We start from the raw sequence: 23,628 nt of genomic DNA, 5'->3' as shown, positions 1-23,628 counted from the left end.
TGCCTGGCGGGCATGGTTGCGGCGTGGCGTGGAGCGCGGTCTACGCGACCGACCTGCAGGGCTGCTGGGCATTGTTGCCGATCCCGGCGCTCTACCTGGCGTGGCGCGCCTTCGGCTGGCGGCCGCGCGGCGCCGGCGCGCTGCCGGCGGCGGCGCCCTTCGTCGACGGCTACGCGGTCGCCTTCGCGATCGAGACGCTGATCGATCCGCTGCTGACCGGTCCGCTGCTGCGATCGTTCGGCTTCGCGGGCACGCCGTTGGCGACGGCGGTGATGGTGCTCTTCGTCCTGCTCGGCGACTTCCGCGTCTATCTGCTCGTCCTGTCGCTGGTGGCGATCGCCTCCGGTCGCTCCTGGCGCGCGGCCGTGCCGGCGGCCGTCGCGTGGACGCTGCTGGTGCCGCTGGTCGCCTACCCGCTCGCGCTGGGGATCCGCGCCGTCCGCCCCGGGGCCGATCCGAACACCATCTGGCTGGTCTACGAGACGGTCTTCTTCGTCGTCGCGCTGGCGCTGAGCCGGGCGCTGCCGCGTCGCGCCGCCGCCGCGCCGGCGGCGCTGCGCGCCGTCGTCGCCGAGGTGCTGCGCTACGTCGCGCTCTACTACGGGCTGTGGGCGACCGCCGACGCGCTCATCCAACTCGGCGGGCTCGACGTCGGTTGGCTGCTGCGCATCCTGCCCAACCAGCTCTACTACGCCTTCTGGATTCCCTTCGTGGTGTGGCGGTTCTTCGCCCGCCGGTAGTCGGCGACCAGCAGGTCGCACCAGGCGTCGAGATACGCCGCGGCGCGCGCGGCGGCGGCCGGGCGGGGATCGCCGACGACGCCGTCCGGCGCCGTGGCGCGGAGGTCCGGGTAGAAGAGCGCGTGCGCGTCGGCGCCGGGCGCGGCGGGCCGCGCCCGGCCGGCGCCGACGCGCACGGCGGCGGCGCGCAGACCGAGCAGGATCGAGGTCTCGAGCTCGCCGGCGTGCTGCCCGGACGCGGCCGGCGCGATGCCGAAGCGCGCGCTCGCCTGCGCCCAGCGCCGCGCCAGCCGCGGCAGGCCGTGCACCACGGTGATCCGCGCCGGCCGCGCCGCGGCCTGCCAGGCGGCGCGCTCCTCGCGCAGCAGCGCATCGTTGCCGCCGTGCGCCGAGAACACCACCAGGTGGCGGAAGCCGCCGCCGGCGAGCGAGGCGAGCACGTCCGCGAGCAGCGCGCGCAGGGTCCGCCAGCGCAGCGTGACGGTGCCGGGGAAGCCGGCGTGCTCGGCCGAGCAGCCGAAGGGGAGGGCCGGCAGGCGGACCGCTTCCGGCACGCGGGCGCAGAAGCGCTCGGCCAGCGCGTCGGCGATCCAGGTGTCGGTGGCGAAGGGCAGGTGCGGTCCGTGCTGCTCGGTGGCGCCGAGCGGCACGACCGCGGTGGTGCGCCCGGCGCGCAGGGCCGCGCGCAGCTCCGGCCACGCGAGCTCGGCGAGGGCCGGCGGCGGCGGATCGGCGACGACCGCGGCGGCCCCGGCGGGGCGGGCGACCCGGTACAGGGGGCCGTCGCGCCCGTGCCCCGGCCAGCGCGCCTGGTCGATGCCGCGCGCGGCGATGGCGCGCAGCACCAGCGCGTCGACCAGCATCTGGTGCTCGAACAACGCCTGCGTCCCGGGCAGGGTCGCCGGCAGCGCCACCAGGCGGTGGCGGCGGCGATCGAGCATGCGGGCGGCGCGGCGCAGCAGCTCCGGCTCGCCGGCGGCGTCGCGCCGGGTCAGCGCCAGCACCGTGGCGCGGCGGGCGAACAGGGCCTGGAACGGGCCGTGCGCGAAGTCGAGCAGATCCCACACCGGCGGCGGCGGCGCGAGGAGTCCCTCGCCGACGGTCAGGGCGAGATTCCCGGCCAGGGCGCCATAGCCGCCGCTGGCGAGGAACGCCGATACGTCGGCGTCGAAGAGGTCGGCCGGCAGCCGCGCGACAGCCGCGGCGGCGCGGCGCATCGCGGCGGCGATGCGGGTGGGAGCGAGTCGCAGCGCCGGCTGCTCGACGCCGGCCGCCGCGGCGATCGCCGCGGCGAGGCGATGCGCGGTGGCGTAGCCGGCCAGCGGGCCGGCGAGACGCAGCAAGCGGCCCGATTCGATGCCGCCCGGCAGCGCCACGACGCGGGCGCCGGCGGTCCGCGCGCGCGCCAGCGTCGCCCGCGCCGCGGCGCTGCCACGGCGGCCGGTGACGGCGGTGACCAGGACGACGCCGAGCCAGCCGGCGACGTCGTGCAGCGCCAGGCGCGCGTTGGGCGAGAGGCCCTGCGAGAACACGACCAGCGCGTCGCGTCGGTCGGCCCTTCCGGCGAGGAAGGCGCCGGCGGGGACGGCGCGCGCCGGCAGGCCGGCGACCTCGGCGAGCAGGTGCGCGAGCAGGCGCGCGTGCGCCGCCGAGCTGCCGACGCCGGTGACCAGGACGGCGCGCGCGGCGCGCGGCAGGAACGGCACGGCTGGCAGCGGCTGCGCCGCGGCGCGCCGCACCAGCGCCGGCGCGCCGCGCAGGCGCGCCGCCAGCAGTCGATCCGCGGTCATGCGTCCGCTCGCGCGCCGGCGCCGCGCCGCGCGGTGCTCACCCGGCGCACTCCACGCCGGCGCCGCGCAGCGCCGCGGCGAGCCCGGCATGCGGGACGAGCAGCGCGGCGCTGGCGCCGACGTGGTGCGCCAGCAGGCCGACCAGCTCGGGGCGGGCGGCGACCAGATCGGCCGCGTGCTCCGCCGCGGCGAGCCCGGGCTCGTCGTGCAGCAGGAACAGCGTAGCGCCGGCGCCGTGCGCGGCGAGGCGCTCGACCGCCCGCCGCCAGGCATCGGTGGCGAGCGGGCGGGGAAAGCGGCCGTGCAGCGTCTCGGCGTGCACGTGGACGAGCGGCCGGGCCGCTCGCGGCCGGGCGACCGTGAGCACGACCCGCTCGCGGCCCGAGTCGCGGTCGGCGTACAGGTGCAGGCGCAGCCAGTGGACGCCGCGCCCCGGCGCGAGAGCCGCAATCGGCACCAGATACGACGCGACGGCGAGCAGCGAGGGGACGGACGCGAGCGCCGCCGGCTCCGTCACCTGCACCGCCTCCGGCAGGGCCGCGGCGCGGGCCGGCGCATCGGCGACGTCGAGCGCGTGGCCGGAGCGCGACTTGGCGGCGAGGTAGGCGAGGTTGAACGGCGACGGCGCGTGCGCCAGCGGCGTGCAGCCGGCGACGCGGACGCCGGCGCCGCGCAGCGCGGCGAGCTTGTCGGGATTGTTGCTCAGCAGGTGCAGCGGCGCCGCGATGCCGAGCGCGGCGCAGGCGAAGGCGACCGGATCGTAGCGGCGGTAGTCGCGGTCGAGCCCCATGCGCGCGTAGGCGTCGAAGGTCGTGACGTGGTCGTGGCTCGCCTGCACCAGCATGCGGTCGCGCGCCTTGGCCACCAGTCCGGCGCCGCGTCCCTCCTGCAGGAGATAGAACAGCACCCCGCGGCCGGCGGCGGCGATGCGGGCGAGGGCGGCGTCGAGCTGCTCGGCGCAGTCGCAGTCGGCGCTGCCGATGCTCTCGCTGGTGACGCACGACGAGTGCACGCGCGCCAGCAGGGGCTCGCCGCCATCGCACGCGCCGGTGGTCACGGCCAGCAGCGGTTGCCGGGTCGCGAGATCGGTGAGCTCGTGGGCGGTGAAGCGGCCATGCGGCGTGTCGAGCGGCCGGCTGGCGCGGAACAGCAGGGTGCCGCACAGGGACGGGGCGCTCACGGCGTCCGCCCCGGATCGTGCTTGCGGTCCTTCATGGCGGTGAAATAGGCGACCAGGGCGTCGAGGTCGGCCTCGCGCAGCCCCGGGTGCGGCGGCATGTTGGTGTAGCGGAAGCTGAGCGGGTCGCGGATGTAGGCCTTGATCTGGTCGGCGGGCCGATACTCGACGATGCTGCGCGGCACGTTGAGGTCGGGGCCGACCGTGCCGCCCTCGCGGTTGATCGCGTGGCAGGCGATGCACTGGCTGGTGAAGATCCGGTAGCCGACCCAGGCCGGCGCGTCGTCCGCCAGGCCGGCGGGCGCGATGTGCGGATAGAGCGTTTCGATCGGCGCGATCTCGATCTCGGTGAGCTGGTACGGCCAGGGATAGCGGTGGGTGTCCTGCTGCGCGGCGCCGGTCCAGACGACGTAGAAGGGCCCCGGGTCGGCCTGCGCGCGGTCGATCGGCTGCCAGCCCGGATCGTCGCCGCGCGCGTGGTCGGCGTCGGCGAAGGCGACGTAGCCGCCGGGCTCGGCGAGCAGCGCCGGCGGCGCCGGCTTGGCGTAGCCGTCGCGGGCGCGGAAGAACACCGTCTGACCGGCGAAGTCGGTGATCGGCGCGCCGAAGCCCATCGCCAGGACGGCGGCGAGCGGGCAGGCGCGGTAGGACTTCTCGGCGCCGTAGTAGGGGTCGTCGAGCCGCACGGTGACGGCGCCGCAGCACCGCGCCATCTCGTCGGCGGTGAGCGTGACCGGCGCCGCGCCGGGGCGCAGGAAGCGCAGCGTGGCGGGCTCGGCGGCGCCGGCCGAGGCGGCCCAGGCGACGAGCAGCAGGACCGTCGTGAACCGCCACCCCATGGGAGGTTGCTACCGTGGGGTGGGTGGGCGGCGCAATCATCGCGCCGCGACCGCACCGCGGAGTCATCGCCCGCCCCGCCGGCGATGCCGACGGCGAGCGCGCGCCATCGGCACCGGCGGCCGCGGCGACGGCGCGATCAGACGGCGAGCGGCGGCCGCCGGCGGTGCCAGTCGGTCGCCTGCTCGTAGGCGTGGCCGAGGCGGCAGAGCAGCGCCTCGCCGCCGTGCGGGCCGACCAACTGCAGGCTGTGCGGCATGCCGTCGGCCGTCATCCCGCAGGGCAGCGACAGCGTCGGGCTGCCGCTGAAGTTGAAGGGCGCGGTGAAACGCATGAACGGGGCGATGGTGTCGCTGAACGCGCCGTAGGGATCGAGCGCGTCGGCCGGCGGCGGCGGCATGAAGGTGGACGGACAGGCGAGCGCGTCGCAGTCCTCGAACAGCGTGCGGAACGCCCCCGCCCACTCCAGCCGTTGCTCGTGCCGGCGGGCATAGTCGGCGGCGCTGAGGCGGCTGGCGTATTCCAGGAAGCTGCGGAACGAGGGACCGTACGCCGCCGCCCGGCTGGGGAAGTATTGCGAGTGCGCGGCCAGGGCGTCGCCGCCGCAGAGCACCGGCCAGGCGGCGACGACGTCCTCGACCGGCGGCACGCGGACGCGCACGATCGCGGCGCCGAGCCGGGCGAGCTGCTCGACCGCGGCGTGCACGGCGGCGGCGACCTCGGGCAGCACCATGGTGGTGGCGTAGGTCTCGTCCCAGCCGACGCGCAGGCCGCGCGCGCCGTCGGCGAGCGCCGCGGCGCAGCCGGGGGGCGGCTGGCGCGGCGTCGTCGGGTCGCGCGGGTCGGCGCCGGCGATCGCATCGAGCACGTGCGCGGCATCGGCGACGCGGCGCGCCAGCGGTCCGACGTGGTCGAGCGAGGCGGCGAGGGGGAAGACGCCGGCGCGGCTGACCCGGCCGTAGGTCGGCTTCAAGCCGACGGTGCCGCACCACGACGAGGGAATGCGGATCGAGCCGCCGGTGTCGGTGCCGAGCGCCGCCGCGCAGAGGCCGGCGGCCACCGCCACGCCGGAGCCGCTCGAGGAGCCGCCCGTGGCGTGGTCGGCGCTCCACGGGTTGATCGGGATCGGCAGCTCCGGGTGATGGCCCATGAGCGCGAACTCGGTGAGGTTGGTCTTGCCGACGATCACCGCCCCCGCCTCGAGCAGGCGGGCGACGCAGGTGGCGTCGGCGGTCGCCGGCTGCGCATCGCGCACCCGCGAGGCGCAGGTGGTCGCGGTGCCGCGCAGGTCGCAGAGGTCCTTCACCGCCACCGGCACGCCGTGCAGCGGGCCGCGCCGCCGCCCGGCCGCGATCTCGGCCTCGGCCGCGCGCGCCGCCTGCAGCGCCGCCTCGGGGAGCACGGCCAGGTAGGCGCGCAGCGCCGGGTCGAGCCGCTCGATGCGCGCCAGCACGGCGCGTGTCAGCTCCACCGGCGACAGCTCGCGGCGGGCGAGGCGATCGGACGCCTCGCTGAGGCTCAACCAGCAGAGATCGTCAGCAGCCATCGGCACGTCCTCCATCGCCAGCGGCGGTCGGCTCGGCTGGCACTGCGTCCACGGCGTCCACCACCAGCGCCGGGTTCTCCATCGGCACCAGATGGCCGGCGGGGACGGCGCGGAAGCGGCCGGCGGGCAGGGTTCGGGCGAGCGCTTCGTGGATCGGGCGCGGGAAGTCGCCGCGTTCCGCCCACAGCACCAGCGCCGGCGCGCTGACCTGCGCCGCGAGGGCGAAGACGTCGACGGTGTCGCTGCTGCCGAACACCGCCGCCTCGACCGCTCCCGGGCACTTCAGCTCGAGCGAGCCGTCGGCGTGCTCGCGCATGCCGTCGAGCAGGTAGAGCTCGATCGCCGTCGGCCGCCACGAGGTGAAGAAGCGGCGCTCGCGGCAGTAGGCGCGGGCGGCGGCCCGCGACGGCCAGTGCGCCCGGCGGCGGCGCGCGCCCTCGACCAGGCGGCGCAGCGCCGGCGTGTTGGCGGGCGAGATGCCGGAACCGGGCGGCGGCGGCACCACCGGATCGACGAGCAGCAGCCGCGAGAACAGCCCCGGCCGGCGCGCCGCGGCGCCGATCATCGCCGTGCCGCCGAAGGAATGGCCGATGCCGAGCGCGATCTGGCCGTCGCGGCTTTCGCCGACCAGGGCCTCGGCGACCGCCACCAGATCCTCGGCGAAGCGCGGCCAGTCATAGGCGCCCGCCCCCTCCGGGCGCGACGAGTCGCCGTGGCCACGCGCGTCCAGGGCCACGACGCGGAAGCGATCGCGCAGCGCGTCGGCGACCTCGGCCCAGGTGCCCTTGCAGAAGCCATTGGCGTGGTGGAGCAGGGCGAGCGGGCCGTCGCCTCCCCAGTCGAGCAACGCGGTCTCGATGCCGCGACCCGGGAGCGACAGCGTCCGCCGCCGCGCGTGCGACAGGAGCGCCCGCGCGAGGGACTCGGAGCTGGCGGACATGTCGGTCACCCTTCGCCGTTCGCCGGCGCCGAGACAAGTCCCCACGCGCCCCGCGTCCCGCCAGCCACGACGGCCCACGACGGGCCGCGAGTATTCGCGGCTTCGTGGCCACGATCTCCCATGGGAGGCGGCGGATGCGATCTGGCGAGCGTCCAAGTCACTGAATTCACGTAGCCGACGCGATCGCGGCTCGCTTCCGCAGCGCTGGCACGGGGCTGGCAAAAGGGGGCTCGGCAGACAGACGCAACACGCCGCGAGGGAGGTTCGACATGCTGCGTATCACGGAGACGAACGGGGACGCTGGGATGGTGCGGTTGAAGATCGAGGGGCGGTTGGCGGGGCCGAGCGTCGGCGAATTGGAGTCGGTGTGCGCCGCGGCGATTGCCGGCGGCGAGCCGCCGGTGCTCGACCTCGCCGGCGTGTCCTACGCCGACGCCGCGGGCGCGGCGCTGCTGGCTCGCATGCAGGGGCAGGGCGCGGTGCTGTTGGGCGCGTCCGCCTTCATCTTCGAGCTGCTCGAAGGACCACGCACCGAGGCGGTGGGCGGCGGCGACGACGAGCGCGGGCTGGTCGAGCGCCTGCGCCGCGGCGACGGCGAGGCCTACGAAGCGATCGTGCGCCGCTACGGCGCCCGCCTGCTGGCCACCGCGCGCCGCATGCTGGGCAACGACGACGATGCCGAGGATGCGCTGCAGGAGGCGCTGCTGTCGGCATTCCGCCACATCGGGCAGTTCGCCGGTCAGTCGCGGCTGTCGACCTGGCTGCACCGCATCGTGGTGAACGTGGTGCTGATGCGGATGCGCAGCCGCAAGGCGCGGCCGGAGCATTCGATCGAGGAGCTGCTGCCGCGCTTCGTCGAGGACGGCCACTGGGCGGACCGCGTCGGCGACGGCGACACGGCGAGCGACGTCCTGCTGGAGCGCGAGCAGACGCGGCGCCTGGTCCGCCGCTGCATCGCCCAGTTGCCGGAGACCTACCGCGTCGTCCTGACGTTGCGCGACCTCGACGAGCTCGACACCGACGAGACGGCGGCGCTGCTCGGCATCAGCGCCAACGCGGTGAAGATCCGCCTCCATCGCGCCCGCCAGGCGCTGCGCACCCTGATCGAGCGCGCCCTCGCCGCCGACGCGCCGAGTCTCGCCGTCGGCTGACCAGCGCGGGCCCGCGGTGGCGCTGCCCGGCCGTGACAGGCGGAAACGGCGGCGCGCCTGCCGCATCGAACGGCGCGAAGGGAGATCCAGGTCGATGAAAGCCATCGCTGTCAATCCGGGACGCCGCGCCGTCGAGCTGGTCGACCACGAGGCGCCGCGCATCAGCGCCCCGACGCAGGCGCGCCTGCGCATGCTCGAGGTCGGCGTCTGCGGCACCGATCGCGAAATCTGCACCTTCCAGTACGGCACGCCGCCGTGCGGCAGCGAGCACCTGGTGCTCGGGCACGAGTCGTTGGCGGAGGTGGTGGAGGTCGGGCCGGAGGTGACGCGCGTCCAGCCAGGCGACCTCGTGGTGACGATGGTGCGCCGGCCGTGCGCCCACGACCACTGCCAGCCCTGCCGCGGCGGGCGGCAGGACTTCTGCTCCACCGGCGACTTCCACGAGCGCGGCATCGGCGGCCTGCACGGCTTCATGACCGAGCTGGTGGTGGACGACGAACGCTACATGCACGTCGTGCCGCCGGCGCTGCGCGACGTCGCGGTGCTGGTCGAGCCGCTGACCATCGCCGAGAAGGCGCTGATCCAGGTCGAGCACGTGCAGCAGCGGCTGCCGTGGGCGTGCGCGTTCACGCCCGGCGCGCCGCGCCAGAGCTGTCACCGCGCGCTGGTGATCGGCGCCGGTCCGGTGGGCCTGCTGGGCGCCATGGCGCTGGTCAACGCCGGCTTCGAGACCTGGGTCTACTCGCGCGAACGCGCGCCGAACCCGAAGGCCGACGTGGTGGCCGGCATCGGCGCCCACTACGTGTCGGCGCAGGACGCCAGCGTCGAGCAGCTCGCGACCCGGGTCGGCAACATCGACCTGGTGTACGAGGCCACCGGCGCGTCGGCGGTGGCGTTCGAGGTGATGAAGGTGCTGGGCGTGAACGGCATCTTCATCTTCACCGGCGTGCCCGGGCGCAAGGCGCCGATCACGGTGGACACCGACGCGCTGATGCGCAGCCTGGTGCTCAAGAACCAGGTGGTGTTCGGCACCGTCAATGCCGGCCATGACGCCTTCGCCGCCGCGATCGCCGACCTGGCGCGCTTCACGGCGCGCTGGCCGGCGGCGGTGGCATCGCTCATCACCGGCCGGCACGCCGTCGACCACTACCAGGAACTGCTGCTCGGGCCGCTGCAGGGGATCAAGAACGTCCTGCGCTTCGCGGCCTGAGCGCCGGCGTCCGCACCCACGCCAACCTCCTTCCCCGACCACTGACCGTTCGGCGGGGGGCGCGGCGCGTGTTGGGCCGGGAAACCGGCGTGCTGCCGGCGCATCGGAGCGTGACCTCATGCGTGACCATCTGCCGGAATACCTGATCGAGGCGGCGCTGCTGGGGGTGTTCATGATCGCCGCCTGCGGCGTGACCATCGCCCTCGAGCATCCCGACTCGGCCGTGCGCCGCGCCATCGCCGATCCGCTGCTGCGGCGGGTGCTGATCGGTCTGGCGATGGGGCTGACGGCGATGGCCCTGATCTACTCGCCATGGGGACGGCGCTCCGGCGCGCACCTGAATCCGTCCGTGACCCTCGCCTTCCTGCGTCTGGGCAAGGTCGCCCGCGGCGACGCCGCCGCCTACGTCGCCGCCCAGTTCGCCGGCGGGCTGGCCGGCGTCCTCCTGGTGTGCGCCGTGGCGCGCATGACGGCCGGGCATCCGGCGGTGCGCTACGCGGCGACCCTCCCCGGGCCGGCCGGCACGGCGCGCGCCTTCGCCGCCGAGCTCGCCATCTCGTCCGTCATGATGGCGATGGTGCTCGTCACCTCGAACATCGCCGCCCTGGCGCGCTACACGGGCATCGTCGCCGGGCTGCTGGTGTGGGCCTACATCAGCCTCGAGGCGCCGCTCTCGGGGATGAGCATGAACCCGGCGCGCAGCTTCGCCTCGGCGTTGATCGCCGGCGAGTGGCGCGGCCTCTGGATCTACTTCGTCGCCCCGCCGCTCGGCATGCTCGCCGCCGCCGAGCTCTACCTGCGGCTGCGCGGCGGGGGCCGCGTGTACTGCGCCAAGCTGCGACACCGCGGGGGCGGGCGCTGCATCTTTCGCTGCGACTACGCGGCGCTCGGGGAGGACGGATGAGCATGCACTACGACGTCATCATCATCGGCAGCGGCGCCGGCGGCGGGACGCTCGCCTGGAGCCTGGCGCCGTCGGGCAAGAAGATCCTGCTGCTCGAACGCGGCGACTACGTGCCGCGCGAGAAGCAGAACTGGGACTCGCACGCGGTCGCGGTCGAGAACCGCTATCACATCACCGAAACGTGGCGGGACGAGGCGGGGAGCGAGCTCCACCCCGGCGCCCACTACTGCGTCGGCGGCAACACCAAGTTCTACGGCGCGGCGCTGATCCGCATGCGGGCGCACGACTTCGGCGTCGTGCGCCACCACGGCGGCCTGTCGCCGGCCTGGCCGATCGACTACGACGAGCTCGAGCCCTACTACACGCGCGCCGAGCACCTGTACCAGGTGCACGGCCAGCGCGGCACGGATCCGACCGAACCGCCGGCGAGCGCGCCCTACGCCCACCCGCCGCTGCGACACGAGCCGCGCGTGCAGCAGCTCGTCGACGACCTGCGCGGGCTCGGGCACCAGCCGTTCCCGATGCCGGTCGGCATCCTGCGCGACGAGGCGAACCCGCAGCGCAGCCGCTGCATCCGCTGCGACACCTGCGACGGCTTCCCGTGCCTGGTGCAGGCCAAGGCGGACGCGCAGGTGATCTGCGTCGATCCGGCGCTGGAGCACGCGAACGTCAGCCTGCTGACGCGCGCCCGGGTCACCCGTCTGCGCACCGACAGCGGCGGCGGCCGGGTGACCGGCGTCGAGGTCGAGCGCGACGGCGAGCGGCTCACCCTGAGCGCCGACGTGGTGGTGGTCTCGGCCGGCGCGATCAACTCGGCGGCGCTGCTGCTGCGCTCGGCCAACGACGCCCATCCCGACGGGCTCGCCAATCGCTCCGGGGTCGTCGGCCGCCACTACATGTGCCACCTCAACTCGATGCTGCTGGCGGTGTCGCGCGAGCCCAACCCGACCGTGTTCCACAAGACGTGGGGGTTGAACGACTTCTACGGGCCGTCGGCGGATTCCGAGCTGCCGATGGGGCACATCTCGATGATCGGCAAGGTCGACGCCGGCATCCTGCGCGCCGGCGCGCCGCGCTTCGCTCCCACCATGTCGCTGGAGGTCATGGCGGCGCACACGCTGCCGTTCTGGCTTACCTCCGAGGACCTGCCCGACGCGGAGAACCGGGTGCTGGTCGACCGCGACGGCGGCATTCGCCTGTGCTACGCGCCGAACAACGAGGAGGCGCACCGCCGCCTGATCGGCAAGCTGAAGAGCCTGTTGAAGGCGATCCGCTGCCACGACGAGCACCTGGTGCGCCTCACCGCCTACGTCCCGGCGCGCATCCCGCTCGCCGGCGTCGCGCACCAGAACGGCACGGTGCGCTTCGGCGACGATCCGCGGCAGTCGGCGCTCGACCGCCACTGCCGCGCCCACGACGTCGACAACCTCTACGTCGTCGACGGCAGCTTCTTTCCGTCGAGCAGCGCCGTGAACCCGGCGCTCACCATCATCGCCAACGCCCTCCGCGTCGGCGACCACCTGCGGGCGCGGCTCGGATGACGCGGCTGGCGGCCCTCGTCGCGGCGCTGCTGTGCGCCGCCGCCGCGGCCGCCGCGGCGCTGCCGGTGGCCGCGGTCGACGCCGTCACCCTGACGGTCGGCGACCTGGCGCGCAGCCGCGCCTTCTACACCGAGGTGCTCGACTTCCGGGTCGAGCGCGAGGACGAGATCACCGGCGCCGCGTGGGAGCACCTGCGCGGCGTCGCCCCGCTGCGCATGCGCGTCGCCCGCCTGCGGCTCGGCGACGAGCACCTCGAGCTGGCGCAGTACCTGACGCCGCCCGGTCGCCCAACGCCGGCCGGGGCGCGCAGCAACGACCGCTGGTTCCAGCACGCGGCGATCGTCGTCAGCGACATGGATCGCGCCTACGCGCGGCTGCGCGCGCACGGCGTGGCGGCGATCTCCCGCCGGCCGCAGCGGCTGCCGGACTGGAATCGCGACGCCGGCGGCATCCGCGCCTTCTACTTCCGCGATCCCGACGGCCATCCCCTGGAGCTGATCTGGTTCCCGCCCGGCAAGGGCGATGCGCGCTGGCAGACGCCGGCCGGCGAGGCCGTCTTCCGCGGCATCGACCACACCGCGATCGCGGTGGCGGACACCGACGCGAGCCTGGCGTTCTACCGCGACCGGCTCGGCTTTCGGGTCGCCGGGCACAGCCTGAACAGCGGCGCCGAGCAGGACGCCCTCAACGGCCTTCGGGGATCGCGGGTGCGCATCACCGGACTGCGCGCCGGCAGCGGTCCGGGCATCGAGCTGCTTGAGTACCTGGCGCCGCGCGACGGCCGCCCGTATCCGGCCGACGCGCGCGCCAACGACCTGGTGTGGTGGGCCACCCGCCTGGTGGTGGGCGCCGGCGGACGTCTCGAGCAGCTCGCCGCCGGGCCGGTCGCCGATCCGCCCGACGACGAGCTCGGCATCGATCGCGGCCTGACGCTGCGCGATCCCGACGGCCACGCGGTCGAGATCGTCGAGCCGGCGCCGCACCCGTAGCGGCGGGCTCCAACCCGCCACCGCCAGCGCGCCCGCTCCAGCCTCTCCACCCTCCCGTCGAGCCAGGGGTGGCGGGCCGCAGCCCGCCGCTACCGATCAGGCGTACTGGTCGCGCAGGTGCTCGTAGCGATCGAGGACCTTGCGCACGTACCCGACTCGTCGGGCGCGGCGGGTCGACATGTGCAGCACCGGCGCCGGCCCCATGTTGTAGGCGGCGACGGCGCGATACGGGCAGTCGAGCATGTCCTCGAGCTCGCTCAGGTAGTGAACCCCGAGGCGGACATTGGCGGATGGGTCCTTCAGGGTTTCGGGCCCCCGCCAGGGGATCCCGGCGCGCGCCGCCACCCCGCGGGCGGTCGAGGGCAGGAGCTGGGTGAGGCCAATGGCGCCGCCGCCGCGCGCCGTCGCTGAACAGCCGCTCTCCACCTGGACGAGGGCGGTGATGAACAGGGGATCGTAGCCGTGCTCGATGCTCTCCCGCTGTATGATGCGGGCGATGTTCCAGCGCTCCTCGCGCGACAGCCGGTTGGGGCAGTCGGTGAGCGCCTTGGCGACCGTGCGGGCCGGGTCGGGTGGGGGCTCTGGAGCGCGGCGCTCGACGGCGGCCAGAAGCACCGGTTCGGGCACGGTCAGTCGCTCCGGGACGGCCACCGGGCTGGGGGCCAGGGTGACGATGGCGACGCCGCTCCATCCCGCCGCCGCGAGCAGGCGCAGGGTCCAGCCGTGGCGGGCAGTCGATGGGCAAGTCTTGGGCACGAGGCTCTGGGATAGGTGGCTGTTCACTGGCACGCGTCCTCCCTCCGAGCGGGCCGAGTGACCACGACCAGGCAGGCCAGCGGTCACGAGGGGCACGCTAGAAGCGGGGGATGGCGAAGGCAACCACCGCGTCGTGCAAAAGGCCTAATGGCAAATGGCAGGGAATCTGATTGGCGCCGCCGCCGGTGCTGCCGTCGCCGCTCATCCGGACCCGTAAGCTGCCGATTACATGCGATTGCTGTCTGGCGACCCGTGACGAGCGGAGGGGCCGCAGCGAGAATCGCCCCGTATCATCTAGAAAGCTCGAGTTGTCCGGTAGGGAGCTCGAGTTGTCCGGTCCGGCCCCGCAAGCGGCGATCCGCAGGCGGCCGGCGGCGCAGAGCGGGTCCTACTGGTCGGCCGTCGCGGGCTCAGCGGCGGCGCCGGGGGCGCTCAGGGCCTCGGCGAGGTAGGGCAGGGCCTCGTCGGAGAGGGACAGCTCGGGGGCCAGGCGCTTGCCGAGGCCCTCGGCGGCCATCAGGGCCAGGTTCACCATGGTCATGTGGCTGCGGGCGTGGATGTGGTGGCGGCGCAGGATGTCGAAGAGGCGGCCGATCTCGACCGTGATCTGCATGCTGCCGATGCCGCGCCGGTGCAGGCCCTCGACCACCTCGACGACCTCGCGCTCGTAGGCGTCGTAGTCCGGCGTCGCGCGGTACGGGGCGCCGTCGTAGAAGAGCCGCGCCACCGTGCGGCCGTCGCCGGAGGCGAAGGCGAAGAGGGTGGCGGCGACGCCGAGTCGGTCCTCGTCGTTGAGGCGGCCGACCAGGCCGAGGTCGAGCAGCACCACCCGGCCGGGCGGGAAGAAGCGCAGGTTGCCGGCGTGCAGGTCGGCATGCACGAAGCCGTGCGAGAAGATCATCCGGCAGACGCAGCGCATGCCGGCGGTGACCACCCGGGTGACGTCGATGGCATGGGCGTCGAGGTCGGCCTCGCGCACGCCCTCGATGAGCTCCATGGTCAGGACGCCGTCGCTGCACAGCGCCGGGTACAGGCGCGGGAAGTCGATCTCCGGGTCGGCGGCGAAGTTCTCCCGGAAGCGGACGTTGTTCGCCGCCTCGCTGGTGAAGTGGAGCTGCTCCTCGACGGCATCGCAGAAGATCCCCATCGCGGTGTGGAGCGACACCAGGCGGAGCGACGGCACGACGCGTTCGCCGGCGCGCGCCAGCGCCAGCAGGATGGCGCGGTCGTGCCGCACCTTGTCGATGATGTCGGGCCGGCGCACCTTGACCGCCACCAGCTCGCCGCTCGGCAGGCGGGCGCGGTGCACCTGCGCCACCGACGCGGCCGCCAGCGGCTCGTCGTCGAAGGCGGCGAACAGCGCCGCCAGCGGTCGCCCGAGCTCGCGCTCGATCGCGGCGCGCGCGACCGCGGCGGGGAAGGCGGGGACGCGGTCCTGCAGCGCCGCCAGCTCCCCGACCAGCGGCCGCGGCAGCAGGTCGGCGCGCGTCGAGGCGATCTGCCCGACCTTGATGAACGTCGCCCCCAGCCGCGTGCACAGCCGCACCAGGGCGATGCCCGCCGCCCGCGGCGTGGCGTCGTCGCCGCGCATCGCCACGCGGTGGCGGACGAAGACCGCGGCGCCGACCACGATGGCCGCCGCGATCTGCAGGGAGCGCCGCACGAGCTCGAGCACCGGCGGCACGAATCACGGCGGCGCGGAGAGATCAAGAACGCCGGCGCCGGCCGGGACGGCGTGCTTCATCTCGCGCCGCCGCTGTCCTATAGCGACCGCCGGAGGGTCCCCATGCCGCGCCACATCGAGCAGCCGACCCGCGTCACCGCCGCGGGCAACAAGCCGAAGCTGATCGACGAGTACGTCGGTCGCGTCAACAGCGCCACCGACGCCGTCAGCATCGCCCACATGCGCTCGCCCGCTGGCTGGAGCGAGCCGGCGCAGCGGCCGGAGTTCACCGAGTACACGATCGTCCTCGCCGGCATGCTGCGCGTCGAGCACGCCGACGGCGCGCTCGAGGTGCGCGCCGGCCAGGCGGTGGTCACCGCGCCCGGCGAATGGGTGCGCTACTCGACGCCGGAGCCGGAGGGGGCGGAATACATCGCCGTCTGCCTGCCGGCGTTCTCGCCCGCCACCGTGCACCGCGAGGACTGAGCGTGCGCGTTCCCCTGCTGGTCACCGACTTCCTGCGCCGCGCCGCGACCCTCTACCCGGACAAGCTGGCGGTGGTCGACGGCGACCGCCGCTTCACCTACCGCCAGTTCCAGGCGCGCGCCCGGCGGCTCGCCAACGCCCTGCGCGGCCTGGGGATCGGGCAGGGCGATCGGGTCTGCATCCTCAGCCCGAACTCGCACTACTTCCTCGAGAGCTTCTACGGCACGAGCCTGATCGGCGCCGTCCTCGTGCCGCTCAACTACCGGCTGATCGCCGCCGATCACGCGTACATCCTCGACCACGCCGGCGTCCGCTGCGTCCTGGTGGACAGCGAGCACACCGCCGTCATCGACCAGATCCGCCCCGACCTGCGCCGCGTCGAGCACTGGATCAGCGCCAGCTCCGACGGCCGCGCCGCCGCCGGGTGGCGCGACTGGGAGGACTGGATCGCCGCCGCGCCGGACACCCCGCCGCCAGCGCCGCCGCGCGCCATCGACGAGGACGACCTGGTGTCGATCAACTACACCTCCGGCACCACGGCGCGGCCGAAGGGCGTCATGCTGACGCACCGCAACTGCTACCTGAACGCGTACAACCTCATCGCCCATCTCGGGGTGCGCCACGACGACGTCGAGCTGTGGACCCTGCCGATGTTCCACTGCAACGGCTGGGGCGGCGTCTACGCGCTCACCGCCCAGGGCGGCACGCACGTGGTGCTGCGCAGCATCGACGCCCGCGCCATCTACGAGCTCATCGCCCGCGAGGGGGTCACCTTCGCCTGCATGGCGCCGGCGGTCCTGCGCGCCGTCCTCGATTATCCCGACAAGGCCGCGCACGCGATCCGCACCCGGCCGCGCTTCACCGTCGCCGGCGCGCCGCCGCCGGCCGCCTTCATCGAACGGCTCGAGCGCGAGGTCGGCTGGCAGTTCATCCAGATCTACGGCCTGACCGAGACCGCGCCGCTGCTCACCGTCTCGGCGCCGGACTTCGCGACCCGCCAGGACGACTGGCCGCGCCGCGCTCGGGCCGGGGTGGAGGGCATCGGGGTCGAGATCGCCGTCCTCGACGGCGACGGCCATCCGGTGCCGACCGACGGCGCCACCGTGGGCGAGGTCTGCGCCCGCTCCAACGTCGTGTTCGAGGGCTACTGGGAGCAGCCGGACGCGACCGCCGAGGCGATTCGCGACGGCTGGTTCCACACCGGCGACCTGGCGGTCTGGGACGCGGTGCACAACGTCCACATCGTCGATCGCAAGAAGGACGTGATCATCTCCGGCGGCGAGAACATCAGCTCGTCGGAGATCGAGGATGTCCTCTACCAACACCCGGCGGTGCTCGAATGCGCGGTGATCGGCGTTCCCGACCCGCAGTGGGGCGAGACGCCGAAGGCGTTGGTGGTACTGCGTCCCGCGCAGGCCGCCGACGAGAGCGAGCTCCTGCGCTTCTGTCGCACGCACCTGGCGCACTTCAAATGTCCGCGCTCCATCGAGTTGGTCGCCGAGCTGCCGCGCACCGCCACCGGCAAGCTGCAGAAGTTCAAGCTGCGCGAGCGCTACTGGCAGGGCTCGCGCCGGGTGAATTGAGGCGCGCGGCGGCCGCGGCGGCGATCCGCGGCGATGAGAACGGGGCGCGCATCGCGGTTGCAGGCGCCGGCGGCGGGATGTAGGTCGGCGAGGGGAGTTGCAGGTGCGACGCGGCGCACGGTGGAGCGGGTCGGGACGCATGGTGGCGCTCGGCCTCTGCGCCGCCGCCCTGGCCGCCTGCGCGCGCAGCGACCGCATCGACCTGGCGGCGCAGTTGCCGGTGGCGCAGGCGTGGCACGAGACGACGCTGGTCGATTTCGGCACCCCGGCGGCGCGCCAGCATCTGCTCCTCGGCTGGGGTCGGGACGAGACCTGGGAGGACGGCCGGACGATGTTGTGGGCGCTCGGCACGCGGTCGCTGCTCGAGTTCTACGTCGCCGCGCCGCGGTCGCTGATCCTGACCCTGCAGTGCGGCCCGTTTCCGGACCCCGATGCCCCGCCGCAGACCATCGACTTCGCGGTCAACGGCACGCCGCAGGGGCGCCTGGAGCTGTTGCGCGACCAACGCGTCTACCGCTTTCCGCTCGCCGCCGAGGCGCTGCGATCCGGCGTCAACACGCTCGAGCTTCGCTACGGCTACGCCCGGCGACCGCGCAGCCTGTCGCCCGGGTCGGACGACGGGCGCGCCCTGTCGGTGGCCTGGAGCTGGATGCGTTTCGATGGGCTCGCCGACGGCGCCGCGCCGACCGCGGCGGCGGGGCCGGCGGGTGGGTCGCTGACCCTGCCCAGCGGCTCGCAGGTCGACTTCTTCGTCGATCTGCCGGACGGCGCGACCTTCCATGTCGACGCCGTGCGTCCGCTCGCCGCCGCGGACGCCTCGGACCTCGTCGTCGCCGTCGAGCGCGACGGCGCGGTCGCGCGCCAGGTCACGGTCGGCGTCCGGGCGACGCCGGCGCCGTGGGAGGAGTCGATCGACGCCGGCGGCCCGGCGCGCCTTCGCCTGCGCGCCACCGGCGCGGCGGGCGCCGGCGGCGGCGTGGTGCTCGACGCGCCGCGCCTGGACGTGCCGCGTGGGCAGGCGCCGCCATGTCGCGCGCCGCGCCCGCCGGCGACCGCGACCACGCCGGTGATCCTCTACGTCATCGACACGCTGCGCGCCGACCATCTCGGCTGCTACGGCTACGATCGGCCGACGTCGCCGCACCTCGACGCCTTCGCCGCCGATGCCGTGCGCTTCGCCTACGCCGTCGCCCAGTCGTCATGGACCCGCCCGTCCATGGCGTCGATCATGACCGGGCTGACGCCGCCGCGCCACAACGCGATCGGCGGCCACGGGGTGCTGGCGCCGATGCCGACCCTGGCCAGCGTGTTGGCGGCGCGCGGCTACGACACCGCCGGCTTCATCACCAACAGTGTCATCACCGCCGAGTATGGCCTGAACCAGGGCTTCGCCACCTACACGCTGTTGCCCGAGGAGCCGATTCCCCCCGCGCTCGGCGGGCGGCCGCCGCAGGTGATGCACCAGCCGGCGACGGTGCTGCACGACACCGCCCTCAGGTGGGTGGACGACCGCCAGTCCAGTCGGCCGCTGTTCCTGTACCTGCACGCCTCCGACCCGCACAATCCGTACCTGCCGCCGTCGCCGTTCCGCGAGGCCCTGGCGGGCGATGCCGATCTCGAGCTCGGGCTGCCGCACGTGCTGGACGGCGTCGTCAAAGGCACGCGCCGACTCACCGCGGAGGAGCGGCAGCAGATGATCGCCCTCTACGACGCCGACATCGCGTCGGTGGACGATGCCTTCGGCGGCCTCGTCGCCGCTCTGCGGGCCCGCGGGCTGTACGATGACGCGCTGATCGTCGTCGTCGCCGATCACGGCGAGGGATTCGGCGAGCACGACTACTATTCGCACGCCAACTCGCTGTACGGCGAGCTGCTGCACGTGCCGCTGTTGATCAAGTTCCCCCACCAATGGCGCGCCGGCACGGTGATCGGCGCCACGGCGCAGCAGGTGGACATCCTGCCGACGATCCTCGATGCGCTCGGCGCGGATCCGCCGGCGGCGCTCGACGGCACCAGCCTGCTGCCGGCGCTCGACTGCCCGGACGCGCCCAGGCCGCCGGCCTACAGCACGCTCGGGAAGCCGAGCAGCATCGCCTCGCTGCTGGTCGGCCGCCACAAGCTCATCTACTCGATCGTCGCCGAGCGACCCGAGCCGCGGATCGCGCTCTACGACATCGCCGCCGACCCGGGCGAGGCGCGCGACCTGGCCGACGTGCAGCCGGTGCGCGCCGGCACGCTGTTCGCCCGCCTGCCGGCGTTCCGCAACGCCGTCCCGGTTGGCGCCGAGCGGACCCTGGTGCCCGACGGCGCGCTCGAGGAGCGCATGCGCGCCCTCGGCTACCTGCACTGACCGCCCACCGCCCACGCGCCGCCGGCGCGTTGACCCCCGCGGGCGATCCGGCCTAGCCTGGATCATTCATGGGTTCGCGTAGCGAGAGCGCCGAGCGTGCGCCAGATCTGGCCCAGCGCAGCGACGACCGACGCAGGCAGACTCGATGGTCTGTCGAGGTGGGAGGAGCGAGCACGGCCGGAGATGGCGGACGATCGGCGCTCGCAGTAGCGAATTCATGAATAATCCGGGCTAGGAACCGCACGGGGAGTCACGCACATGGCGATGCCGAGCCGCGCCGAGGTGGAAGGCGCCTTCCAGCGCTATCTCGAGACCGGCGCCTACCGCCGCGACTGGAACGCCTGGGCCGATCTGTTCACCGAGGACGCGGTCTACGTCGAGGCGCAGTACGGCACCTTCCACGGCCGCGAGGCGATCCGCGCCTGGATCACCTCGGTGATGGCGGGGGTGCCCGACATGTACTTTCCGCAGCCCACCTGGCAGCTCATCGACGGCGACCAGGTCTGCTTCTGCATCGACAACGCCTATCCCAACCCGGCGGATCCGAGCGGCCCGCCGATCGCCTTCCCGACCGTGTCCTACCTGCGCTACCGCGGCGGCCTGTGGTGCCGGGAGGAGGACATCTACGACGTGCGCGCCAGCCTGGCGGCGCGCGCCGCCTTCCGCGCCGCCGGCGGCAACGCGGCGCCGCCGCGGGAGCCGGCATGAGCGGCGGCTTCAATCTCGCCGACGCCTTCGACGCCGTGGCCGAGACCTGCGCCGCCCAGGACGCGGTGGTGCAGGGCGGGACGCGGCGCACCTGGGCCGCGGTCGAGCGGCGGGCGCGCAACCTCGCCGCCTGGATGCTGGAGCGCGGCGCCACCCACCAGGGCAAGGTCGCCGTCTACACCTACAACCACCCCGCCTACGTCGAGGGGGTGTACGCGGCGATGAAGGCGGCCCTGGTGCCGGTGAACGTCAACTACCGCTACCGCGAGGCGGAGCTGCGCTACCTGCTGGACAACGCCGACGCCGAGATCGCCATCGTCCACGCCGAATTCGTGCCGCTGGTGCGCGCGGTCGCCGGCCAGTTGCCGCGGTTGCGCGGGGTGCTGGTGATCGACGAGGACGGCGGCGGCGCGCTCGACGGGCTCCCCGGCGCGGCGGGCTACGACGCCGTCGCCGAAACCGATCGGCCGGCGCCGCGCGTGGCGCGCTCGCCCGACGACCACCTCTTCCTCTACACCGGCGGCACCACCGGCATGCCGAAGGGGGTCATGTGGCGGCAGGCCGATCTCTTCCTGCGCCTCGCCGGCGGCGGCCTGATGCCGCCGCCCGATTCGCTCGACGGACTGCGCGCCGTGGTCGCCAATCCGCCGATCCCGATGCGCGCCCTGATCGGTCCGCCGCTGATGCACGGCACCGGCTGGTTCACCAGCGTCATCGCCTGGCTCGCCGGCGGCAGCGTGCTGCTGCTCGACAACCCGACGCGCTTCGACCCGCACGAGCTGTGGCAGGTGGTCGAGCGCGAGCGCGCCACCAGCGTCACCATCGTCGGCGATTCCTTCGCCAAGCCGATGCTGCGGGCGCTGCGCGAGGCGCCGCGCCCGTACGACCTCTCGTCGCTGGCCCTGATCTCGTCCTCGGGCGTCATGTGGAGCCAGGAGACCAAGGCGGGGCTGCTGGCGGCGGCGCCGCAGTTGATGCTGATCGACTCCTTCAGCTCGTCGGAGGCGGTCGGCATGGGCCTGTCGGTGACCACCGCCGCCGGCGTCGTGCAGACCGGCACCTTCCAACTCTCCGACACGACCCGGCTGTTCAGCGAGCAGCTCGCGCTGCTCGACGCCGTGCCGGGCGCCAAGGGACTGGTCGGCGTCGGCGGCCCGCAGCCGGTCGGCTACTACAAGGATCCGGAGAAGAGCGCCCGCACCTTCGTCGAGACGCCGCACGGCCGGTTCTCGGTGCCGGGCGACTGGGCGGTGGTGAACGAGGACGGTCGCACCCTGTCGCTGCTCGGCCGCGGCTCGGTGTGCATCAACACCGGCGGCGAGAAGGTGTTCCCGGAAGAGGTCGAGGAGGTGGTGAAGCGCTTCCCCGGCGTCCTGGACTGCGTCGTGGTCGGGGTGCCCGACGAGCGCTTCGGCGAGGCCATCACCGCCGTCGTCTCCGCCGGCGCGCCGCTCGACGGCGAGGCGCTGAAGGCGTTCGTCAAGCAGCACCTCGCCGGATACAAGGCGCCGCGGCACGTGCTGCAGGTCGACGACGTCTACCGCAGCCCGTCCGGCAAGGCCGACTTCGCGCGCACCCGGCAGGTGGCGCTGGAGCGCCTGGGGCTGGCGTGACGAGGCGCGGCGGGGAGCGGCGATGCGCCTGACGGTCGCCGTCATCGGCGCCGGGTCGTGGGGCACCACGGTCGCCAGCATCGCGGCCCACAACTGCCCGACGGTCCTGTGGGCACGCGATCCGGACATCGCCGAGGAGATCAACGCCCGGCGCACCAACGCCCGCTATCTCGGCACCTCGCGGCTGAGCCGCGACCTGCGCGCCACGGCGTCGATGGAGGAGGCGGCGCGGGCCGCCGACGTGCTGGTGATGGGCGTGCCGTCGCACGGCTTCCGCGACGTGCTGGAACAGGCGCGACCGTTCGTCCGCGCCTGGGTGCCGATCATCAGCCTGGCGAAGGGGCTGGAGCAGGGGTCGCTGCTGCGCATGACGCAGGTGATCGGCGAGGTGCTGCCGGGCCATCCCGCCGGCGTGCTCAGCGGTCCCAACCTGGCGCGCGAGATCATGGCCGGGTTCGCCGCCGCCAGCGTCGTGGCGATGGACGACGAGACCATCGTCTGCGAGCTGCAGCGCGTGTTCAAGTCGACGATCTTCCGTGTCTACACCAACCAGGACGTGGTCGGCTGCGAGGTCGGTGGGGCGCTGAAGAACGTCATCGCCATCGCCGCCGGCATGGGGGACGGGCTCGGCGTCGGCGACAACACCAAGGCGGCGGTGATCACCCGCGGGCTCGCCGAGCTGACCCGCCTGGGCGTCGCCATGGGCGGGCAGTTGCAGACCTTTGCCGGTCTCGCCGGCATGGGCGATCTGGTCGCCACCTGCATGAGCCGGCAGAGCCGCAACCGCTACGTCGGCGAGCAGCTCGGCAAGGGGCGCACCATCGACGACATCTGCCAGGAGATGCACATGGTCGCCGAGGGCGTGAAGACCTCGCGCGTCGTCATGGAGCTGGCGGAGAAGTACGGCGTCGAGATGCCGATCGCCCGCGAGGTCTACCGCGTCGTGCACGAGGGCTCGACGCCGCAACAGGCGTATCGCGGCCTGATGCGCGTCGCCGCCGGTTCGGAGCAGGATCCGGGGTAGCCGCGCCTCGAGCGCGGGCCGCGGTCGCGATGCCCCCGGGACCGCGCCGCGGCGCGGTCGGCGGCCGAGCGGCGCGAGCGCCGGCGCATCGCGGCGGGATGCCAGGCTCGGCTCCCTCCTCGGACCGACCCTCAGGTGCTGGACGACGGCCGCGGCGGCCGCCCGAGCGCCGCGGCGAGCTGGCGGGCGAGCTCGGCCAGGCGCGCCGGATCGCCGGGCACGCGCGTGTGCAGCGCCAGCGGCTCGTCGGCGCGGCGCGGCAGCAGGTGCATGTGGTAGTGGAACACGGTCTGCATCGCCGCCGCGCCGTTGAGCTGGAACACCATCAGGCCGTCCGGCGCCAGCACCGCGCGGATGGCGTGCGCCACCCGGCGGGCGGTGGCGGCCACCGCCGTCAGCGCCGTCTCGTCGGCCTCGAAGATCGTCGCCGCGTGCTGTTTGGTGATCACCAGGGTGTGGCCGTCGGCGACCGGGAAGATGTCCATGAAGACCAGCGTGTGCGGGTCCTCGTGGACGCGGTGGCAGGGCATCGCGCCGCTGACGATGCGGCAGAAGATACAGGTGCCGTCGACATCCATGCGCCGCGCCTCCTTCGGTTGGTCGACCCGGTTCCTCGGCTA

Annotated in this window: 20 protein-coding genes; 12 read left to right on the top strand and 8 right to left on the bottom strand. The window is 74.1% G+C overall.

The genetic code is table 11. The features are described from left to right. Positions 1–23 precede the first annotated feature (23 nt). On the top strand, positions 24–740 hold the full coding sequence (locus KF840_21085) for a hypothetical protein (GenBank protein ID MBX3027402.1): 717 nt from the start codon (positions 24–26) through the stop codon (positions 738–740). Here the strand turns inward: KF840_21085 and KF840_21080 are convergent. The 5 genes from KF840_21080 to KF840_21060 all read right to left on the bottom strand — a co-directional run bounded on the left by KF840_21080 (position 689) and on the right by KF840_21060 (position 7,030). Then, a complete protein-coding gene (locus KF840_21080) occupies positions 689–2,455 on the bottom strand; it encodes a creatininase family protein (GenBank protein ID MBX3027401.1) in 1,767 nt (588 codons plus the stop codon). The two genes, KF840_21085 and KF840_21080, sit on opposite strands and share 52 nt — an antisense overlap. Positions 2,456–2,567: 112 nt before the next feature. After that, positions 2,568–3,710 carry a GTP cyclohydrolase II gene (locus tag KF840_21075; protein MBX3027400.1) on the bottom strand — a complete coding sequence of 381 codons (1,143 nt, stop codon included), beginning with the start codon at positions 3,708–3,710 and terminating at the stop codon, positions 2,568–2,570. Then, positions 3,707–4,546, bottom strand: a complete 840-nt coding sequence (locus tag KF840_21070) for a cytochrome c (GenBank protein MBX3027399.1) — start codon at positions 4,544–4,546, stop codon at positions 3,707–3,709. Before KF840_21070 ends, KF840_21075 begins: the two co-directional genes overlap by 4 nt. A 137-nt stretch (positions 4,547–4,683) precedes the next feature. Further along, on the bottom strand, positions 4,684–6,090 hold the full coding sequence (locus tag KF840_21065; protein ID MBX3027398.1) for an amidase: 1,407 nt from the start codon (positions 6,088–6,090) through the stop codon (positions 4,684–4,686). After that, positions 6,080–7,030 carry an alpha/beta hydrolase gene (locus KF840_21060; protein MBX3027397.1) on the bottom strand — a complete coding sequence of 317 codons (951 nt, stop codon included), beginning with the start codon at positions 7,028–7,030 and terminating at the stop codon, positions 6,080–6,082. The genes KF840_21065 and KF840_21060 overlap by 11 nt, the downstream gene beginning before the upstream one ends. Before the next feature lie 461 nt (positions 7,031–7,491). Here KF840_21060 and KF840_21055 point away from each other — a divergent pair, with 461 nt between their 5' ends. The 5 genes from KF840_21055 to KF840_21035 all read left to right on the top strand — a co-directional run bounded on the left by KF840_21055 (position 7,492) and on the right by KF840_21035 (position 12,825). Continuing rightward, positions 7,492–8,181 carry a sigma-70 family RNA polymerase sigma factor gene (locus KF840_21055; GenBank protein MBX3027396.1) on the top strand — a complete coding sequence of 230 codons (690 nt, stop codon included), beginning with the start codon at positions 7,492–7,494 and terminating at the stop codon, positions 8,179–8,181. 94 nt (positions 8,182–8,275) lie between these two features. Further along, positions 8,276–9,391, top strand: a complete 1,116-nt coding sequence (locus KF840_21050; GenBank protein MBX3027395.1) for a glucose 1-dehydrogenase — start codon at positions 8,276–8,278, stop codon at positions 9,389–9,391. 118 nt (positions 9,392–9,509) lie between these two features. After that, complete coding sequence (locus tag KF840_21045) at positions 9,510–10,295, top strand: aquaporin (protein ID MBX3027394.1); 786 nt, start codon at positions 9,510–9,512, stop codon at positions 10,293–10,295. Beyond that, on the top strand, positions 10,292–11,836 hold the full coding sequence (locus KF840_21040; GenBank protein ID MBX3027393.1) for a GMC family oxidoreductase: 1,545 nt from the start codon (positions 10,292–10,294) through the stop codon (positions 11,834–11,836). The genes KF840_21045 and KF840_21040 overlap by 4 nt, the downstream gene beginning before the upstream one ends. Continuing rightward, complete coding sequence (locus KF840_21035) at positions 11,833–12,825, top strand: VOC family protein (GenBank protein MBX3027392.1); 993 nt, start codon at positions 11,833–11,835, stop codon at positions 12,823–12,825. Before KF840_21040 ends, KF840_21035 begins: the two co-directional genes overlap by 4 nt. Positions 12,826–12,921: 96 nt before the next feature. Here the strand turns inward: KF840_21035 and KF840_21030 are convergent, their stop codons facing one another. Continuing rightward, a complete protein-coding gene (locus KF840_21030) occupies positions 12,922–13,581 on the bottom strand; it encodes a transglycosylase SLT domain-containing protein (GenBank protein ID MBX3027391.1) in 660 nt (219 codons plus the stop codon). Between the two features lie 388 nt (positions 13,582–13,969). Further along, a complete protein-coding gene (locus KF840_21025) occupies positions 13,970–15,256 on the bottom strand; it encodes an AarF/ABC1/UbiB kinase family protein (protein ID MBX3027390.1) in 1,287 nt (428 codons plus the stop codon). 111 nt (positions 15,257–15,367) lie between these two features. Here KF840_21025 and KF840_21020 point away from each other — a divergent pair, with 111 nt between their 5' ends. The 6 genes from KF840_21020 to KF840_20995 all read left to right on the top strand — a co-directional run bounded on the left by KF840_21020 (position 15,368) and on the right by KF840_20995 (position 23,008). Further along, positions 15,368–15,730 (top strand): cupin, encoded by a 363-nt coding sequence (locus KF840_21020; protein ID MBX3027389.1) that lies wholly within the window; start codon positions 15,368–15,370, stop codon positions 15,728–15,730. 2 nt (positions 15,731–15,732) lie between these two features. After that, complete coding sequence (locus KF840_21015; GenBank protein ID MBX3027388.1) at positions 15,733–17,313, top strand: long-chain-fatty-acid--CoA ligase; 1,581 nt, start codon at positions 15,733–15,735, stop codon at positions 17,311–17,313. A gap of 103 nt (positions 17,314–17,416) precedes the next feature. Continuing rightward, positions 17,417–19,663: a sulfatase gene (locus tag KF840_21010; GenBank protein ID MBX3027387.1), complete on the top strand. Its 2,247-nt coding sequence runs from the start codon at positions 17,417–17,419 to the stop codon at positions 19,661–19,663. A gap of 258 nt (positions 19,664–19,921) precedes the next feature. Then, entirely contained in the window at positions 19,922–20,371 is a 450-nt protein-coding gene (locus KF840_21005) for a nuclear transport factor 2 family protein (protein ID MBX3027386.1), read from the top strand. Then, positions 20,368–21,984 (top strand): AMP-binding protein, encoded by a 1,617-nt coding sequence (locus tag KF840_21000; protein ID MBX3027385.1) that lies wholly within the window; start codon positions 20,368–20,370, stop codon positions 21,982–21,984. Before KF840_21005 ends, KF840_21000 begins: the two co-directional genes overlap by 4 nt. 22 nt (positions 21,985–22,006) lie before the next feature. Further along, the gene (locus tag KF840_20995) at positions 22,007–23,008 is read left to right on the top strand and encodes an NAD(P)H-dependent glycerol-3-phosphate dehydrogenase (protein MBX3027384.1); all 1,002 of its coding nucleotides are present in this window, start codon (positions 22,007–22,009) and stop codon (positions 23,006–23,008) included. Between the two features lie 131 nt (positions 23,009–23,139). On the opposite strand, the gene KF840_20990 is transcribed toward KF840_20995, so the two are convergent. After that, entirely contained in the window at positions 23,140–23,586 is a 447-nt protein-coding gene (locus KF840_20990; protein ID MBX3027383.1) for an HIT domain-containing protein, read from the bottom strand. Positions 23,587–23,628 lie beyond the last annotated feature (42 nt).

The organism is bacterium (genome assembly GCA_019637795.1).
Classification (GTDB): Bacteria; Desulfobacterota; Binatia; order HRBIN30; family CADEER01; genus JAHBUY01.
Note: the sequence above shows the minus strand (reverse complement) of the source record. Positions and strands in the feature narration are given on the sequence as shown.